Source organism: Cryobacterium aureum (assembly GCF_002954245.1).
GTDB lineage: Bacteria > Actinomycetota > Actinomycetes > Actinomycetales > Microbacteriaceae > Cryobacterium > Cryobacterium aureum.
The window spans coordinates 52,087-69,375 of sequence record NZ_PPTG01000001.1; the positions used below are offsets into that span (position 1 = coordinate 52,087).

At 64.6% G+C, this 17,289-nt stretch carries 20 protein-coding genes; 6 read left to right on the top strand and 14 right to left on the bottom strand.

Going from position 1 to position 17,289, the window contains the following annotated elements; genetic code table 11:
• Window positions 1-292 precede the first annotated feature (292 nt).
• From CJ028_RS00235 to CJ028_RS00250, 4 genes are read left to right on the top strand one after another with little or no spacing between them, the layout of a single operon-like run.
• Window positions 293-1,558, top strand: coding sequence for a branched-chain amino acid ABC transporter permease (locus CJ028_RS00235; RefSeq protein ID WP_105033304.1), 1,266 nt, complete (start codon window positions 293-295; stop codon window positions 1,556-1,558).
• 8 nt (window positions 1,559-1,566) lie between these two features.
• Window positions 1,567-2,547 (top strand): branched-chain amino acid ABC transporter permease, encoded by a 981-nt coding sequence (locus CJ028_RS00240; RefSeq protein ID WP_105033305.1) that lies wholly within the window; start codon window positions 1,567-1,569, stop codon window positions 2,545-2,547.
• A gap of 58 nt (window positions 2,548-2,605) precedes the next feature.
• Window positions 2,606-3,496 carry an ABC transporter ATP-binding protein gene (locus CJ028_RS00245; protein WP_240607011.1) on the top strand — a complete coding sequence of 297 codons (891 nt, stop codon included), beginning with the start codon at window positions 2,606-2,608 and terminating at the stop codon, window positions 3,494-3,496.
• A complete protein-coding gene (locus CJ028_RS00250) occupies window positions 3,483-4,250 on the top strand; it encodes an ABC transporter ATP-binding protein (RefSeq protein ID WP_105033307.1) in 768 nt (255 codons plus the stop codon). Before CJ028_RS00245 ends, CJ028_RS00250 begins: the two co-directional genes overlap by 14 nt.
• A gap of 213 nt (window positions 4,251-4,463) precedes the next feature.
• Here CJ028_RS00250 and CJ028_RS00255 read toward each other — a convergent pair whose 3' ends face one another.
• From CJ028_RS00255 to groES, 4 genes are all read right to left on the bottom strand, one after another.
• Window positions 4,464-5,768 carry an ABC transporter substrate-binding protein gene (locus CJ028_RS00255; protein WP_105033308.1) on the bottom strand — a complete coding sequence of 435 codons (1,305 nt, stop codon included), beginning with the start codon at window positions 5,766-5,768 and terminating at the stop codon, window positions 4,464-4,466.
• 127 nt (window positions 5,769-5,895) lie between these two features.
• A complete protein-coding gene (locus tag CJ028_RS00260) occupies window positions 5,896-6,603 on the bottom strand; it encodes a type 1 periplasmic-binding domain-containing protein (protein WP_129590323.1) in 708 nt (235 codons plus the stop codon).
• A gap of 98 nt (window positions 6,604-6,701) precedes the next feature.
• Complete coding sequence (rarD, locus tag CJ028_RS00265; protein ID WP_105033310.1) at window positions 6,702-7,652, bottom strand: EamA family transporter RarD; 951 nt, start codon at window positions 7,650-7,652, stop codon at window positions 6,702-6,704.
• Between the two features lie 105 nt (window positions 7,653-7,757).
• Window positions 7,758-8,054, bottom strand: coding sequence for a co-chaperone GroES (gene groES / locus CJ028_RS00270; RefSeq protein WP_092339382.1), 297 nt, complete (start codon window positions 8,052-8,054; stop codon window positions 7,758-7,760).
• Between the two features lie 125 nt (window positions 8,055-8,179).
• Here groES and CJ028_RS00275 point away from each other — a divergent pair, with 125 nt between their 5' ends.
• Entirely contained in the window at window positions 8,180-9,385 is a 1,206-nt protein-coding gene (locus tag CJ028_RS00275) for a class I SAM-dependent methyltransferase (protein WP_105033311.1), read from the top strand.
• Between the two features lie 4 nt (window positions 9,386-9,389).
• On the opposite strand, the gene CJ028_RS00280 is transcribed toward CJ028_RS00275, so the two are convergent.
• From CJ028_RS00280 to CJ028_RS00310, 7 genes are all read right to left on the bottom strand, one after another.
• A complete protein-coding gene (locus tag CJ028_RS00280) occupies window positions 9,390-9,791 on the bottom strand; it encodes a hypothetical protein (RefSeq protein WP_129590324.1) in 402 nt (133 codons plus the stop codon).
• A 98-nt stretch (window positions 9,792-9,889) separates the two neighbouring features.
• Entirely contained in the window at window positions 9,890-10,381 is a 492-nt protein-coding gene (locus tag CJ028_RS00285; protein WP_105033313.1) for a DUF4190 domain-containing protein, read from the bottom strand.
• An 84-nt stretch (window positions 10,382-10,465) separates the two neighbouring features.
• Complete coding sequence (gene tsaD / locus CJ028_RS00290; RefSeq protein WP_105033381.1) at window positions 10,466-11,554, bottom strand: tRNA (adenosine(37)-N6)-threonylcarbamoyltransferase complex transferase subunit TsaD; 1,089 nt, start codon at window positions 11,552-11,554, stop codon at window positions 10,466-10,468.
• Window positions 11,555-11,559: 5 nt separating this feature from the next.
• Window positions 11,560-12,051 (bottom strand): ribosomal protein S18-alanine N-acetyltransferase, encoded by a 492-nt coding sequence (gene rimI / locus CJ028_RS00295; protein ID WP_105033314.1) that lies wholly within the window; start codon window positions 12,049-12,051, stop codon window positions 11,560-11,562.
• On the bottom strand, window positions 12,048-12,683 hold the full coding sequence (gene tsaB / locus CJ028_RS00300) for a tRNA (adenosine(37)-N6)-threonylcarbamoyltransferase complex dimerization subunit type 1 TsaB (RefSeq protein WP_105033315.1): 636 nt from the start codon (window positions 12,681-12,683) through the stop codon (window positions 12,048-12,050). Before tsaB ends, rimI begins: the two co-directional genes overlap by 4 nt.
• A gap of 136 nt (window positions 12,684-12,819) precedes the next feature.
• Complete coding sequence (locus CJ028_RS00305; RefSeq protein WP_105033316.1) at window positions 12,820-13,587, bottom strand: sulfite exporter TauE/SafE family protein; 768 nt, start codon at window positions 13,585-13,587, stop codon at window positions 12,820-12,822.
• A complete protein-coding gene (locus tag CJ028_RS00310; protein ID WP_205683893.1) occupies window positions 13,588-14,607 on the bottom strand; it encodes a zinc-binding dehydrogenase in 1,020 nt (339 codons plus the stop codon).
• 261 nt (window positions 14,608-14,868) lie between these two features.
• Here CJ028_RS00310 and CJ028_RS00315 point away from each other — a divergent pair, with 261 nt between their 5' ends.
• Entirely contained in the window at window positions 14,869-15,225 is a 357-nt protein-coding gene (locus CJ028_RS00315) for an HAD family hydrolase (protein WP_105033317.1), read from the top strand.
• Here CJ028_RS00315 and CJ028_RS00320 read toward each other — a convergent pair.
• From CJ028_RS00320 to CJ028_RS00330, 3 genes are read right to left on the bottom strand one after another with little or no spacing between them, the layout of a single operon-like run.
• On the bottom strand, window positions 15,185-15,721 hold the full coding sequence (locus tag CJ028_RS00320) for an enoyl-CoA hydratase-related protein (protein ID WP_105033318.1): 537 nt from the start codon (window positions 15,719-15,721) through the stop codon (window positions 15,185-15,187). The genes CJ028_RS00315 and CJ028_RS00320 overlap by 41 nt on opposite strands.
• Entirely contained in the window at window positions 15,718-16,071 is a 354-nt protein-coding gene (locus CJ028_RS00325; protein ID WP_161498848.1) for a CoA transferase, read from the bottom strand. The genes CJ028_RS00320 and CJ028_RS00325 overlap by 4 nt, the downstream gene beginning before the upstream one ends.
• Window positions 16,072-16,110: 39 nt before the next feature.
• Window positions 16,111-17,283: an MFS transporter gene (locus tag CJ028_RS00330; protein ID WP_105033320.1), complete on the bottom strand. Its 1,173-nt coding sequence runs from the start codon at window positions 17,281-17,283 to the stop codon at window positions 16,111-16,113.
• Window positions 17,284-17,289 lie beyond the last annotated feature (6 nt).

Below are 17,289 nucleotides of genomic sequence, written 5' to 3' on the forward strand. Positions count from 1 at the left end.
CCCTTACCTGTAGCTAAAAACAAAAAAAATATGCGGCAAAACGCGTGATCACGCCATGGGACGTGATCTGAAATTACCGCTCCTTCAATGTTAAGCGTGTTTGGGCTCATCACATTCCGCTCACATTTGCCGTGTGGTGCAAAGTTTCGAAACTTATAGGACATAATCGGCAAATACTCTCAACAACGACGTTGGCAGTAGTCACCCGGCGCCCGCCCGGTTACCCATCGGTCGGCACCAACATGGAGGTCCCGTGCAGCCCACACATACGGCTCAGAGATACATACCCAGGATGCTCGCCATCCTGTTCGTGACACTTCTCGCAGCTCTCACTATGGCCACCTTCTCGGTGAGTAGCGCGCACGCCGATGAGGTGGGCACAGAGTTCGACTTCACTCTCTCTGGCAACGTGAAGTTCAATGGCGAAGCCCTCGACGGCGTGGCCATCGCCGTCGACGGCAATGGCTACACGGCCGACACGGTGACAGATGCCGAGGGCAAGTGGGCGATCGGTGTTCCCGAGAAGGGCACCTACGAAGTAACCCTCGACGAGGAAACCCTGCCGAAGGGCGTCGTCGTCGCCAAGGGAGGTAACGTCATTGATACGGAATTCGGCCTGACCGATCGCAAGTCGGTCAACTTCTTCCTCGGTGAAGGCACCCGCAACACGGTCAGCTTCTTCGACCAGTTCGTCAACCGCTTCGTGAACGGTTTGAACTTTGGACTGCTGCTCGCCCTCGCGGCGATCGGGGTCTCACTGATTTTCGGTACCACGGGCCTGAGCAACTTCGCGCACGCCGAGATGATCACCTTTGGCGCCCTGATGACTCTGGTCTTCTCAGTCAATCTAGGGCTACCGGTCTGGCTCGCCATTCTGATCGCCATCGCGCTCAGCGGCGTGCTGGGGTACGGCCTCGATGCGGTGCTCTGGAAACCGTTACGGCGCAAGGGCGTCGCGGTGATCCCGCTCATGATCGTGAGCATCGGCCTGTCTCTCGCCCTGCGCTACCTCTACCAGTATTTCTTCGGCGGCAGCACAAGCCAGCTTCCCGGAGCGGGAATGACCGACCTCAAGTTCGGTCCGATCTCGTTGTCACCCATCGACATGGCCAGCATGGGCATCAGCGTCGTGGTGCTGCTCGGCGTCGCCTACTTCCTGTTGCGCACCCGCATCGGAAAGGCCACCCGCGCCGTATCTGACAATCCCAGCCTCGCCTCGGCGAGTGGCATTGACGTCGACGGAGTGATCCGCACCGTCTGGGTGGTCGGAGCGGCTCTCGCCGGCCTCAGCGGGGTGCTCTGGGCATACTTCCGCCCGGGCGTCAGCTGGGACATGGGATTCCAGATGCTGCTCTTGGTCTTCGCCGCCGTCACCCTGGGTGGCCTCGGAACCGCATTCGGTGCCCTCATCGGATCGATCGTGGTCGGTCTCTTCGTCGAGTTGTCGACCCTCTGGATTCCGTCCGACATGAAGTATGTCGGCGCACTTGTCGTTTTGATCCTGGTATTGCTGTTCCGGCCGCAAGGCATCCTGGGCCGCAAAGAGAGAATTGGTTAGGGGTTCACATGGACTGGGGAGCAATCTTTAGCAACGCTGCCGTCGAGCTGATCAGCCCGACCACTGCCGCCTACGCACTCGCCGCTCTCGGGCTCGCCGTGCACTTCGGTTACACCGGCCTGTTGAACTTCGGCCAGGCCGGATTCATGGCTCTCGGAGCCTACGGCTACGCGATCTCGATTCTGACCTTCGGGTTTCCGGTCTGGGGCGCTTTTCTGGTCGGCGTGGGGGCATCCGTTGTCTTCGCGTTGATCCTGGGTATTCCCACCCTGCGACTGCGGGCAGACTACCTGGCCATCGTCACGATCGCGGCCGCGGAAATCGTGCGACTGTTGTTCACGACGAACACCTTCGCCTCGGTCACCGGTTCGGCCAACGGACTCAGCGGCTACAAGAACGAATTCGCAGCCCTCAACCCGCTCGCCGAGGGTAGTTACGGTTTCGGCCCGTTTCAGAACAACGCCTACGACACTTGGCTTCGCATTGTGGCGTGGTCGATTGTGATTCTCGCAGCCTTGCTGGTCTGGCAGGTCATGCGCAGCCCGTGGGGTCGCGTCATCAAGGGAATTCGTGAAGACGAAGACGCCGTGCGAGCGCTCGGAAAGAACGTCTACGCCTACAAAATGCAGTCGCTCATTTTCGGTGGCGTGCTCGGCACCATCGCCGGCATGATCTTCGCCCTCCCGAGAGCGGTCGTTCCCTCGAACTACCAAACCACGCTGACCTTCTTCATCTACGCGATCCTGCTGCTCGGCGGGGCCGCGACGGTGCTCGGCCCGATCATCGGTTCGATGATCTTCTGGGTGCTCTTGTCGTTCTTCTCCGGTTTCGTCGCCCGAGCCGTGGAGGCGGGCTGGTTGCCGTTCATGACGGCCATCCAGGGTGGCCAGCTACGTTTCATCCTGGTAGGAGTGGCGATTATGTTAATCGTCATCTTTAGACCGCAAGGCATCTTCGGCAATAAGAAGGAGTTGGCTTTTGTCCGCTAACGCTGGTCCTCAGGGTTCGGCGGCTCCGCTCGAGCCGCCGGTACCCACCCAAAAACCAATCAAAACGACCGGCCTGCACATCGGCGAAGCCGAACCGGGCTGCGCCAAGGTCGACCCGATTCTCGTCGTCGACAATGTGCGGCGCACCTTCGGCGGCCTGACCGCTGTCGATGTCGCCCATGTCGAGGTTCCGCGCGGCGCGATCACCGCGCTGATCGGGCCCAACGGTGCCGGCAAGACGACCCTGTTCAATTTGCTGACCGGCTTCGACAAGCCCGACGACGGCAAGTGGACCTTCGACGGCCGCTCCCTCGCCGGCGTTCCGGCCTACCGGGTGGCCCGCATGGGCCAGATCCGCACCTTCCAGTTGACCAAGGCGCTCGGTCTGCTCACGGTCATGGACAATATGCTGCTCGGTGCCAAGGACCAGACCGGCGAGAACATGTTCCGCGCGCTGATGCCTTTCCTCTGGCGCAGTCAAGAGGAAGAGAACCGCGCCAAGGCTCTCGATCTGCTCACCCGTTTCAAGCTCGATACCAAGAAGGACGACTACGCGGCCAGCCTTTCCGGCGGCCAGCGCAAACTCCTCGAAATGGCGAGGGCGCTCATGAGCGACCCGACCCTGGTGATGCTCGATGAGCCGATGGCCGGCGTCAACCCGGCCCTCACTCAGTCGCTGCTCGACCACATTCTCAACCTCAAGTCCCAGGGCATGACCGTACTGTTCGTTGAGCACGACATGCACATGGTGCGGCACATCGCCGACTGGGTGATCGTGATGGCTGAGGGCAAGGTGGTCGCCGAGGGCGACCCGCACGAGGTCATGAAGAACCCGGCGGTGATCGACGCCTACCTCGGCCAGCACCACGACGAAGACATCGGCGAAGACCAGAGCACCGAAGCAGAGAACGTGTCAGCCATAAAGGAGTTGCTCGATGACGAACGCTGAACCGCTGGCCGCCCCGGCCCCGACCGAGACCCGGGAAAAAGTAGTCGAGGTCAACAACGTCACGGCCGGCTACGTCACCGGCGTAAACATCCTCAACTCCTGCTCGCTCACCGCCTACGACGGTGAGCTGATCGGCATCATCGGCCCGAACGGTGCCGGTAAGTCGACGCTGCTCAAGTCGATCTTCGGCCAGGTCAGGGTCCGCGACGGTGAGATTCTGCTGCGCGGCAAGAACATCACCAACCTCAAAGCCAACAAGCTCGTCGCACAGGGCGTCGGTTTTGTCCCGCAGAACAACAACGTGTTCCCCACGCTGACCATTCGCGAGAACCTCGAGATGGGCATCTTTCTCAAGCCCAAGGGGCTCGTCGAACGCCTGGCCTTCGTCACCGAAATCTTCCCAGAGCTGGGCAAGCGCATGTCGCAGCGTGCCGGATCACTCTCCGGCGGTGAACGCCAGATGGTCGCGATGAGCCGCGCGCTCATGATGGGCCCGCATGTGCTTCTGCTCGACGAGCCGAGCGCCGGTCTCTCCCCCGTGCGCCAGGACGAAGCCTTTCTGCGCGTGAAGGAGATCAACAAGGCCGGTGTGACTACGATCATGGTCGAGCAGAACGCGCGTCGCTGCCTGCAAATCTGCGACCGCGGCTACGTGCTCGACCAGGGTCGTGACGCCTACACCGGCACCGGCCGCGAGCTGCTGAACGACCCCAAGGTGATTGGCCTGTACCTGGGCACTCTCGGGCAGGATTAGCGCCCCAGCCCCGCACCAACCAGAAGCGGCGTCCGAGATGTTCTCGGGCGCCGCTTCTGGTGTGCTCTCCCAGGCTCTGGCGAGCGGATGCCGGGGGCATAGCCGGTGCATCCGCTCCGCTCGACCTTGGCCGGCCTCAGGAGCATGCAAAAGGGCCCCGACCGAAGCCGGGGCCCTTTCCTTCAGGCGGTAGAGCCAGGTCGTGCGGTGGAGCTAGTTGGTGCGGGAGTAGGTGTTGTCGGAGTTGTATTCGTAGAGTCCAATGGTCGCCTCGGTCGGGTCGCCGTTCTCATCGAAGGTGATGGGACCGGAGAACCCGTCGAAGTTGATCTGTTCGCCGGCAGCCAACGCGTCTGCAGCCTCTGCGAAATCGGTGACGGTAGTGCCGTCTCCGGTTCCGCCGGAGACCTGACGCAGGTAGCTGGCAATCGACTCACCGGAGACGTCGTTACCCGCGTAAGCGGCGAGCGCGATCAGCATCACGGCGTCGTACGACTCCGCCGCGTAGCTATAGTCGGTCAGAGTCGGATCGACCTCGAGCAGGCGCGCGGTGAAGTCACCGAGCGTGGCGGTGTCGAGGCCGGGCAGGGTGCCCTTGGAACCGGTGATGAGGTCGGCTGCGAAGTCGGCACTATAGTCCTTCAGGTTGCCGTCGACGAAGTACAGCTTGTCACCAGCGAAACCACCGGCGACCAGGTCAGGAACGATGACCTTGGACTGGTCGAAGGTGATCAGAGCGATGGCGTCCGGCGCCTCAGCGGTGACCTCTGCGATCTGTGACGCGAAGTTGGACTCGCCCTCATTGAAGAGCGACTCGGCGACGATTTCTCCGCCGGCGGCTTCAAACGACGCGCGAGTGGCCTTGGCCAAGCCGGTTCCGTACGCATCGTTGAGCACGATGAGTCCGAGGGTGGCATTGCCGTCGTCGGCGATCTGGTTGCCCAGCACCTCGCCCTGAAGCAGGTCAGACGGCGCGGTGCGCCAGTACAGGCCGTTGTCGGCGTAAGTCGTGAAGTCCGGCGATGTGTTGGCCGGGGAGAACTGCACGACGCCGGCACCGGTGATCTGGTCGATCACGGTTTTGGACACACCCGAGGAGGCGGCACCGACAATCGCGGTGACGTCCTGCGACAGCAGGTCGGTCACGGAGACGGTGGCGGTGTCGGTCGTGGTATCGCCCGAGTCGCGGAAGATTGCTTCCACGTTGATGCCGAGCCCCGCCTCGTTGATGTCGTTGACAGCGAGCTGAACGCCGGCTTCTTCGGGCGGGCCGAGGAAGGCCAGTCCACCACTCTGCGGGAGGATGGTACCGATCTTCAGGGAAAGATCACGATCACCAGCCTCGACCGGCTTGAAGTCTGCGGCAGCATCCGCAGTGGGGGCTGCTGATTCTACCGGCGCCGTAGCAGCGCCATTGCTGCAGCCGGTGAGCAAAAGGGCGCTCACGCCGATGAGGGCGACACCGGTAACGAGGGTACGAACGGAGCGGGAGGCCGAGGCCTTCGCGAAAACGCTCATGTTGCTCCTTGAATAATAAAGAGGGGTAAGACTGGTCAGCCGGTTGACTGCCGTGGTGTCAGAGTAGGCAATCAAGGGCCCCGAAACATACCCCCTGATGGGAGAACTTTGCAATGCGACCAAATCGTTACGAACGACGGCCGGTAATCCCCTGATAATCAACGACCTGCTTCTCCGTCATGGCGAAGACGCACTCTCCCCAGGAAGCGCACACGGTACTTCCGGAAATCACCTGGGGCCAGCCGGCCTCGAGCGAGGAACCGCCATCGTCGCCGGTGATGACGGCGGCCAGGGCGGCCGTGATCACTCCGTCGTAGGCTTCTGCACCGCCAGCGGTCGCCGTCAGCGTCGGATCGGCCGTCTTGAGGCGTGCGGCGAACGCGTCCGTGGCGGCCAGCGGGGTTCCACCATTGGCAAAGTCGATCAGGGCAACGACGGCAGCGCTGCCAATCAGGCCTTCAGCATCCGCTGGCAATGCCGTCGTCGCGTCCCACAGCACCAGATCCACGCCGCGCGCCGCGAGGTCGGCGTAGGCAGCGGCGAGGTCGCCGGCCACGTTGCGGTGGATGAGCTGCACGGGCTGGGTGGGCGTTGTCGGGTCGGAGAAAATGTCACGCACGGCGAGTTCGGTGCCGGCTACCTGAGCGGCACCGCTCGCGGCGTTGTCGCCGGTCATGGGAAACAGCGTGCCGATGAGAAGCGTGCCGTCGCCGGTGGGTGCGGTGCTGGTGACCGGCGTTGGGGTCGTACTCGGCTTGGCGGCCGGCGCACCGGTGCAGCCGGTCAGAGCCAGGGCAAGCAGCAAGACGGCGACGATCATGGGGCGACGGGGCATGTGGATCCTCTGGTGCTGGGCTGAACTGGTGCTGCTTGGTCTGGGCTGGCGCGTGCTGTTGGTTCAGCGTATCGGCTGGCCGGGCCGACTCATGCAAGCTAAGCGGGTTCGACGGCGCTGCGGCGGGGAGTGCGGCCGGAGGCCACCATATCGACCGTCAAAATGATCAGGGCAACCCAGACCAGGCCGAAGCCGACCCAGCGTTCGAACGGCATCGCCTCGCCCAGGATGAACACACCCACCAGGAACTGCAGCACCGGCGCCACGAACTGAATGAGTCCGAGCACCGTCAACGGCAGGCGCCGGGCGGCGGCGGCGAACAGCAGCAGCGGTACCGCCGTGATGACACCGGCCGCGAGCAGGCCTGCCGTATGCCAGGGCGACACCGTGCCGAAGGTGAGCCCGGAAATGCCAGAGACGACGACGAGTTGGATGATGGCGACCGGGGCGAGCCAGGCGGTCTCCAGGGTGAGACCGGTGACGGCATCGACACTCGGGCCGACGCGCTTCTTGATCAGACCGTAGAACCCGAAGGAGAAGGCGAGGATGAGCGAGATCCACGGCAGCGAGCCGTACCCGACCGCGAGCACGACAACGGCGACAAAGCTGATGGTGATGGCCACCCACTGCAGCCGGCGCAGGTGTTCCCGCAGCACGAACACGCCGAGCAGCACGGTGACGATCGGGTTGATGAAGTAACCGAGGGCCGCTTCGACCACGTGACCGGTGGTCGCGGCGATCACGTAGGTCTGCCAGTTGATGAAGATGAAGACCCCGGCCAGGCCCATGGTCCAGACCAGGCGTCGCTGTCTAAGGGCCCGCCCGAGCACCGTCCAGGTGCGGGTGACCGTGATGATCAGTACGCAGAAGACCAGGGAGAACAGTACCCGCCAGGCCACGATTTCAAAGGAGCCCGACGGTGCGAGCAGCAGAAAGTAGAGCGGCAGCGCACCCCAGAGTGCATAGGAAAGGCCGCCGAAGATGAGTCCGGCGCGATGCGTGCCGGCGGCAGTGCCGGTCGTCGCGACTGGGCTTACGGCATCCGTCATGAGGGTCCTTGACTACAGCAGAGGTGAAACGGGCTGAAAGCAGAAAACTCCCGGATAGCAGGGCTATCCGGGAGTTTTCAGTCTAGAACGACCGACTGCGTGGAGTTAGCGTACGACCACGGCGAGCACGTCGCGAGCGGAGAGAACCAGAAGGTCATCGCCACCGAACTTGACCTCGGTTCCGCCGTACTTGGAGTAGATCACCTTGTCGCCGACGGCGATGTCGAGGGGGATGCGGTTGCCGTTGTCGTCAATGCGGCCGGGGCCGACTGCAACAACTTCGCCTTCCTGGGGCTTTTCCTTCGCGGTGTCAGGAATGACCAGACCTGATGCGGTGGTCTGCTCGGCATCGACCTGCTTGATGACGATGCGATCCTCGAGCGGCTTGATGGAGACCGACACGGTTGACCTCTTTCTAAGATTTGGGTTAGCAGACTCACAGCGAGAGTGCCAAGTGAAGTTTAGGGGGGTTCTGGCACTCACGCAACGTGAGTGCCAGATGGGGGTCATTTTGGTAGCGTTGCAGCATGGATCGAACCGAACTCGTTGAGCTGCTTTCCCCCGCGAGTTTGCGGCTGTTGGATTCCCTGCCGCCCTACGACACCCACGGCGATGTGCTGAAACTCGTGAGCGATCTGCGCAAGGCCGGACACGAGCCCGGGCTCGTGTCGGCGGTGCTCAGCCAATCTCGACTGCGGGCCAAGGCCGCCCTCAAGTTCGGTGAATTCGCGAAGCGGATGCTGTTCACAGAGGCCGGCCTGGAACAGGCAACCCGGTTGCGTGTGGCCGCCCTGCACGCGGGCCGATTCAATGGTCTCGGTGCTGCCCTCGGTCGAGCGCCGCGAGTGGCCGACCTCGGCTGCGGCATCGGCGGCGATGCCATGGCCCTCGCCGCACTGGACCTGTCGGTCGTCGCCGTCGACGCCGACGAGGTCACGGCCACCGTCGCGAGCTTCAACCTCGCGCCGTTTCCGAACGCCTCGGCGGTGCAGGCCGATGCCGAGACGGTCGATCTCGACGATTTCGACGCGGTCTGGCTGGATCCGGCCCGCCGCACCAGCGGGCACAGCAACACGACACGGCTGACTCGTTCCGAGGATTATTCGCCCTCACTCGATTTCGCCTACCTACTGGCCACCCGGCTGCCGCTCGGCATGAAGCTCGGGCCCGGCCACGACCGCGACCAGATTCCGGTCGATGCCGAGGCCCAGTGGGTGTCGGTGGATGGCCAACTGGTGGAGATGGGCCTGTGGTTTGGCGCGCTCGCGCGCCCGGGCATCCGTCGGTCGGCGCTGCTCCTGACGGTAGACGGCACGCACGAACTGACCGCTCCGGACGACAGTCCGGACGTTGAAGCTGGCGCCCTAGGAAATTACGTCTACGAACCTGACGGCGCGGTGATTCGGGCACGCCTGATCGGCGATCTGGTCCGTTCGCTGGATGCCCGCATGCTGAGTGAGGGCATCGCCTACCTGACCAACGACACTCTCACACCGACGCCGTTTGCGAGCGCTTTTCGGGTGCTCGAAACGCTCCCGTTCGATGAGAAGAAGCTGCGGCTGGCGCTGCTTCAGCGACGCATCGGGACCCTTGAGATCAAGAAGCGCGGCGTCGACGTTGATCCGGCGACGCTGCGCGCCCGATTGAAGCTCAAGGGGCCGGAGGCCGCGACCTTGATTCTGACTCGCACGAACGGGCATCGCGTGGCGTTGCTCGTCGAGCGCGTGCGCTAGCCGGTTACAGCAGCGGCAGCACGATCTGGCTGATGTAGATGACCCAGCCAACCGCTAGCAGAACCCCGACGACACCACTCACAAGGCCACTGAGCCAGAGAGTGCGCGCCCGATTCTCGGCGGTGCGCGCGATCAATGCGAGGGTGACCGCGATGAGCGCGATGGGCAAACCGAACACGCCAATCACGCCGAGAGCGAGCCCGACCAGGCCACAGATGACAGAGGAGACCGCGAGCCGACGGCGGCCGGTGATGCGCTGCACCTCGGCCTCGGTGTAGCTGTACGGCACGAACTCGGTGGGAGCAGTGACCGTAGAGGCCCAGTCCAACTGGCTGCCAGGCGGAGCGGGAGGGCGCGTGTATTGCAGCTGCGCCGGAGCCTCGTCGTGCTGGTGGGGTATAGTCATGGCTGTCCTCTGGCCGCGAATCGCACACGGTCAGCTCGTCGGGGTGGCCCCGGTCGATCGAAACGTGCCGCGTGGCTCCGTCGGGGCCACTTGCGTGGCTAGTAGTTGTAGCTCGTGCCGGCGGAGGCCGCCGCGAGCACCAAGACGATCGTAAAAGCGGCGAAGATGACGCCGCCGAGCAGGCCGACGTAGCCGAGGATGGTCCCCCAGAGAGCGAGCCCGTGCCCCCTTTCGCCGGTTTTCTTGATCTGGCTCAACGCGATGTGGCCCGTGATGATGCCAACCACCGAGATGAGAAGGATCGAGGTGACGAGCGAGATGATCGACAGGACGTTGTACTTGTCCTGCGGGTTCTGCTGGCCGTAGGGGTTCTGGCCATAGGCCGGCTGCTGACCATACGCGGCGGGCTGGGCGTAGGCGGGAGCCTGGCCATATCCGGAAGCGGCCGGAGCGCCGGGTGCCGGGTAGCTCGGAGCGGCCGGGTATTCCGGAGCAGCCGGAGCTTCGTAGGCCGGCGTCGAACGTGCCGGGTCGCTGCTTGCCGGGCTGCTGCTGGTCGGATCGACGGGGGGCTGGGTGGGATCAGACATCTGCGGTCTCCTTCAGACGGAAAATTCGGGGTCGCAGAGCCAGAATATCGCGTCAGTCCGCACGTGGGCGAATTCCGCAGCAGATCAGACCTGAATCTGGCCGACCGGCAGGGTGGAATCGGCGCCGAATTCCACCGTGGAGGGCTCATGCCCGGCCATGATGAGCTGCGCCCCAAGGGCGGCGATCATGGCACCGTTGTCGGTGCACAGCGAGAGGGGCGGGATGCGCAGAACGATGCCGGCAGCATCCGTTCTGTCGATGGCGACTTCCCGCAGTCGTTTGTTGGCGATGACTCCGCCGCCGAGGAGCAGCCGTGGTACGCCGTAGTCGGCGCAGGCGGCGAGGGCCTTGGTGAGCAGAATATCGACGACCGCCTCTCGAAAACTGGCCGCGACATCGCCGATCGGCACGGGTTCGCCGGCGTCCTGGCGTTGTTCGACGAAGCGTGCGACCGAGGTTTTCAGGCCGGAGAAGGAGAAGTCGTAGCGGTGCGCGGCCATGTCCTTGGGCTGGCTGAGTCCGCGCGGAAAACGAATCGCCTTCGGGTTGCCGCCGAGAGCGACCCGATCGATCTGCGGCCCACCGGGGTAGGGCAGGGAGAGCAGTCGTGCCACCTTGTCGAAGGCCTCGCCGGCGGCGTCGTCGATCGTTTCGCCGAGCAGCTCCACGTCGCTGACCAGGTCGCGCACGAGCAGCAGCGAGGTGTGGCCCCCGGAGACCAGCAGTGCGATCGTCGGGTACTCGAGCGGCGCGGCGTCGCCCGTGTTGGTGGTGTCGCCGTGCAGCAGATCACCCTGCAGCAGGTCGGCGCCGACGTGGCCGACCAGGTGGTTGACCGCGTAGATCGGTTTGTCGAGCGCCACGGCGAGCGCCTTGGCGGCACCGACGCCAACCATGAGCGCGCCGGAGAGTCCTGGCCCACAGGTGACCGCGATGGCGTCCAGATCGCTCAAACGGATGCCCGCCTCGGCGACGGCCGCGGTGATGACCGGCACAAGCTCGTCGAGGTGTGCCCGGGCCGCGATCTCGGGCACGACGCCGCCGTAGCGGGCGTGCTCGTCCATGGAGCTCGCAATGGTGTTGGAGAGCAGGGTGGTTCCCCGCACGATGCCGATGCCGGTTTCGTCGCAGGAAGTTTCGATGCCGAGCACGAGGGGATCGGCGCGATTCATGGTCGTCACGAGTTCTCCACGAGCATAGATTCCAGTTCTGGAATATTCAGGCGCATAACGATGGCGTCGACGTTGTCGGGCTGGTAGTAGCCGCGGCGCACGCCGACGTCGATGAATCCGAGGCGTTCGTACAGGCGCTGGGCGCCGGGATTATCGGCCCGCACCTCCAGAAAGATCAGCCGAGCGCCGCGCTTACGGGCCTCGCTGATGAGCGCCTGCATGAGTGCACGGCCCAGGCCGCGTCCGCGCGCAGATTCGGCGACCGCGATGGTCTGAATGTCGCCCTCGACGGCTCCCCGGGGGGCGAGCAGGCCGGCGTAGCCCTCGACCGCGCTTGGTTCGTCGGGCGGAAACGCCACGAGGTAGTAGCAGGCTGGGTCGCCGAGGTCGCGCGCCATCATGGTCGGCGACCAGGCGTCATTGACGAAAGTGGTCGTCTCCAGGTGCATGATGGCTTCAAGATCGACCTCGTGCGCGCGGCGCAGTTGCCAGGTCATCGGCTGACCCGCTTCGGACCGTTCGAGAGCGTGACGTCGGGCGAGCGCAGGTACAGCGGCTCATTGGCCGCGAACGGGCGCCGATGGGCATAGCTCAATTCCGCGACCAGACCGAGCTCACCGGCCGAAACCGTGGCGGCGTCGAAGCGCGGCCACCCTGCGTGCAACCAGTTCGGGCCGTCGAGTTCGGACGGCTTGGCGAGTCCGGGCGGGCCTACGCGCACCGGCAGGCCAACGGCATCCGCTTCGCTATAGGCGCTCCAGTAGATTTCACGGCGGCGGGCGTCGGTGACGACGACGAGCGGGCCGGTGTGGCCGCGGCGGTAGTGGCCGTAGGCGATGGCGTCGTGGCTGATCACCGGAACGAGCGGTATGCCGGCGCCGAGGGCGAAGACGCGGGCCGAGGCGATTCCCACGCGCAGGCCAGTGAACGGGCCCGGACCCATGCCGCCGACAACGCCGGAGAGGTCAGCCGGGGCGATATCTGCTTCGCGCAGGCATTCCAGAATGAACGGTCCAACAATTTCGGCATGACGCATCGTATCGGCTTCGCCGCGTTCGGCGATGACCCCGCGGGCAAGGTCGACGACGGCGACGCTCGTACCGGCGGAAGTGTCGATGGCAAGTAGCACCCGTTCAGCCTAGCTTTTATGGGCCAGTGCTTGGCACGGCTGGCTTTTATGGGCCAGTGCTTCGCGCGGCTGGCTGTGATGGGCCAGCGCTTCGCGCGGCTGGCTGTGATGGGGCCAGCGCTTCGTGTGGCTGCGATCAGGTCAGAAAGAGCACGACGGCTGCGGTCAGGGCAACGATCACGAGGATCGCACGCAACACCGGAGCCGACAGCCGCCGACCGATTCGGGCACCGAGCCAGCCGCCGAAGGCTGACCCCACGCCGATCAACACGGCGATCACCCAGTCCACCGTGCCGCTGGAGATGAAAATAATCGCGGAGACGAGGTTCGCCATGCCGGCCAGCACATTCTTGGCACCGTTCGCCCGGTGCATGTCGGTGGACCACAGAATTCCCAGCAGCGCCAACAACACCACACCCTGCGCTGCGCCGAAGTATCCCCCGTAGACGCCCGTGCCGAGAATGCCGAGTACCAGGCCGAACGTGATCGGCCGAGTGTCGGCTCCGGTGCCTTCCGGGGACTTGCGTCTCACGTACCGGGCCACACGGGGCTGGATCGCCGAGAGCAGCGCGGCGAGCAGCAGCAGGAACGGAACGATCGTCGAAAAAGCCTCCTCGGGCAGGATCAGCAGCAGCAACCCGCCGATCACGCCGCCGACGGCCGAGAACACCGCCATCCAGCCCACGGACCGCCACTGTGACTTGAGTTCCCGGCGGTAACCGTAAGCACCCGCAATCGACCCGGGAACCAGACCAACCGTGTTGGAGACGTTCGCGGTGATCGGAGGGACACCGAGGGCGAGCAGGGTAGGAAAGGTGATCAGGGTTCCCGCGCCGGCGACCACGTTGATGATGCCAGCGGCAATACCGGCGACCAGGATGATCGCGCCTTCGAGAAGAGTCATTTAGTGAGATTTTCCAGTGTTCGAATTCTCGGCGGCCGCGTCGCCGACGGCGAGCACAATCTTGCCGAGGGAGGAGTTGGTGCGCATCAGAGCCTGGGCCGCGTCGGCCTCGGTCCACGGCATGATTCGGTCGATGAGCGGTCGAAGAGCCACTGCGTCGAGGTCGACGTCAGCACGCAGTGCGGTGACGAGGTCGATTTTGTCTGGCGTGGAGCGGGTGCGAAAGGTGACCCCGTACAGGGCGAGTCGCTTGTAGGCGAGCATTTCCAGATCGAGAGTGCCCTCGCTGCCGCCGAGTCGCCCCACCCCGATGATGCGGCCCGCGATGGCGGCCGAGCGGATGTTGTCGGCCAGGTATGGTCCGCCGACATGGTCGACGATGACGTCGGCACCGCGCCCATCGGTCAACGCCAGCACCTGGTCGGCGAAGCCGTCATCTCCGACGACGATCACCTGGTCGGCCCCGACCGAACGGATCAGCGTGGTCATACTCTCCGAACGGGTGGTACCGATCACGAGCCCGGCGCCGAGGTATTTCGCCAGCTGAACACACTGCAAGCCGACCGAGGACGCTGCGGCATGAACCAGCACGGTCTCACCGGGCTGCAACCGACCGTGGGTGCGCAATGCATTGTGTTCGGTCAGGAGGCCGAGAACCGCCGCGGCCCCCTCGGCGTAACTCCACCCGTCGGGGATCGGAATCGGCAGACCGGCATCGACGACGATGTGCTCGCTGAGCCCCCCGCCGACGATGGTCATGACGCGATCGCCAACCCTCAGCGAGGTGACGTCGGAACCGATCTCGACCACCTCGCCGGCCGCGTCGAGTCCGACCACCGGCGGAGGGGTTCCCGGTACCGCCGGCTCATGGGTTCCGGAGCGTTGGGCCAGGTCTGCCCGATTCACCGATGCCGCGTGCACGAGGATGCGTACGTCTCGCGGCCCTGGTACCGGTACGGCGCGTTCACGCAACATCAGTTGTGGTCCGTCGATCCCCTGTTCAACCAGAATCGATTGCATCAGTGGAAGTGTCCTTTCGTTCTGACTCGTCAGAGCAGCGGAGGTGCAAAATGTTCGGTTCGTTTGATTATGGCTCAGGCATCGTGCGTTCAAAAATTCGGCCGCGGGCGACAGACACGGCCACGGCATCCGTTTGACTTGTCACCATAACGTGGGTACGACTAAGTGGACTAGTCAGTTATTCACTCTATATTCCGCGGCGTTGCGGACACTCGATACATGGTGCTCCCGAGTCTTCTCGCCAGACTCAGGAGATCAGCAATGAAAGTTGGTCTGGTCTGGAACAACGTGGACACGGCCGTGTTCGCCCGCACGCGAGCGGCGCGGTTCTTCGAGCCGGAGCACGTCTTCACCTCGGAACGGCTCGGCGTCTACAAGCCCGATCCGGCCATCTACGAGCGGGCGAGAGACGCGTGTTCTGCCCTGGTGCACGTCGCCAGCTCGGCCCGGGACGTGCGCGGAGCACTGGAATCCGGCATCCGGGTGATTCGCCTGCGTCGGCCCGGCCACGAGCTCGACCCGGCCGGCCCGGTTCCCGGTCAGGAAGCCGCGAGCCTGGTCGACCTCGAGACCTTGCTTAGGGCGTGTGGTGCAGAAAAGAGCTCACCCGTCGGCTGAATTCCTCGGGGTCGGAGGCGAGGCCCATCGGCGCTCGACGCGCCGGCTCCGCTACGGGCCGCAATCCGAGGTCGACGGCGGCCTTGGCCGCGCGCAGGGACGCGGCTGAGACGGCGCCCCACGCGGCCAGCAGCTCGGCGAGTGCTGCATCAATGGCGTGGTCAGCAACGAGGGTCGTGACCAGGCCGAGCCGCCCGGCTCGCTGCGCGGTCAGCAGCTGGATGTCGAAAAGCACAGCCTTGGCGCGGGACGGCCCCACGCGCAGTGACAGTCGGTTGGCGAATGACGCGGGCGCCAGAATCCCCAGGCGCGCAAACGGCATGCCCAGCCTGGCCGTGCTGTTGACCAGCTGCAGATCACAGCACAGGGCCACCGCTTCCAGCTCCCGCCAGCCATCGATCCCGAGGGCGTTGAATCGCTCCCCCGTTCCGATCCTGATCGTGGCCACCGCACCGTTTTCGGACAGCGTCACTATTTCGTCACCCGTGCGGGTCATGCAACCGCACCGGTCTCTCGTAACGACTGGATTCTCTCGGCACTGAAGCCGGCACCCAGCAGCACGTCATCGGTGTGCTGGCCGAGTAGCGGCGGAGCGGTCCGTACGGCGACCGGAGTGCGGGTCAGCCGAATCGGACAATTGATCTGGGCGAGAGCACCGATCGACGGATGCTGCACCTCGGTCACCATGCCCCGAGCGATAATCTGGGGATCGACCAGGGCCTCGTCGACCGACTGGATCGGACCGACCGGCACACCGGCAAGATCGAGCAGCCGCACCCATTCGGCGGTGCTGCGTGCGGCCAGAAGCGGTTCCAGAACAACGATGAGCTCCTCGCGATGCGTCAAGGCCCGGAGCCACACTGAACAGTCCACTTTTTCTGTGGCTTACCGGCCGTGCCGTCGGCTCATGCGTCCGCTGGTCGCCGCGACGATGGCCAACCCCACCGATGTCGCGGCAAACACCCCTGGCACCCCCCACGAGGCGGCAACCAGTCCGACGGCGGCCGGCACGGCGGATTGCCCGAACCGATTGGCACTGAGGCGCAAGGCCAGCCAGGTGCCGCGCGTTCCCGCCGGCGCGGTGAGTGCGATCACGGACATGGTCAGCGGCTGGCCGATACCCAACCCCAACCCGGCCAGCATCAGCGCGGCGCCGAGCAGCCAGACGTCGAGGGGCAGCACCAGCATCGCCACCGCAATGGCGGACACGGCCGTCGATCCGAACACGAGCCGGTCCCGGCCAAATCGCGTGACGAGGGCGCTGAGGAAGAACCGCGACACGATGGTGGCCACGGCCCGCACCATGAGCAGAACTCCGATGACGCTGGCGGAAATCTGACGTTCGACACCGAGGGCCGGCAGGTAGACGGAGAGCAGATCGATGGCGGCCAGCACCATCATGCTGACCAGCATTGCTCCCAGCATGCGTCGCCGAGTCTCTTTCGGAGCCCGCAGTGCTTCTCGCAGCGACGTGGTCGGCCTCGGTGTGGCCGTGGCCCCCCGCGGCTGCCGATGGGCTAAGAATGCGGTCGGTATGAGCAGCAGCACAGCTGCCACGAAGGCGATGAAGAATAGCGTCGCGGTCGGCGGCAGAATGTTGTCGCCGCCGACGAGCGCGATGACCCCCGGTCCAACCGCCTGCCCCAGCGTTCCCGCGACCGTGTAGTAGCCGAAGGCCGAGTCGAGGTTTTTTGCGTCGGTTTTGGCGACTCGACTCTGTTGTCCTACCGCCGAGAGCAGGTGCCCCAGGCCGAGCAACACGTTCCACACCAGCAGCAGCGTCAGCGTCGGGGTGTAGAACACGAGCCCAGCCGCGGATCCGACGAAGAGCACTGCGCCGACGGAAAGCACGAGCCGTTCACCGCGGAGGTCGGTGATCCTGCCCACAAACACGGCGATGAACAACGGCACGATCGCCGAACTCGCGGCGATGAGTCCCAGCCAGGTGACCGGAACGCCCATTTCCAGGGCGCGATAGGCCGCCGTCGGCCGCACAATAAACGCGATGAACTGTACGAGCATGGCGTGCTGGAACAGCGCCCAGGGCAAGTGACGCATTGGTTA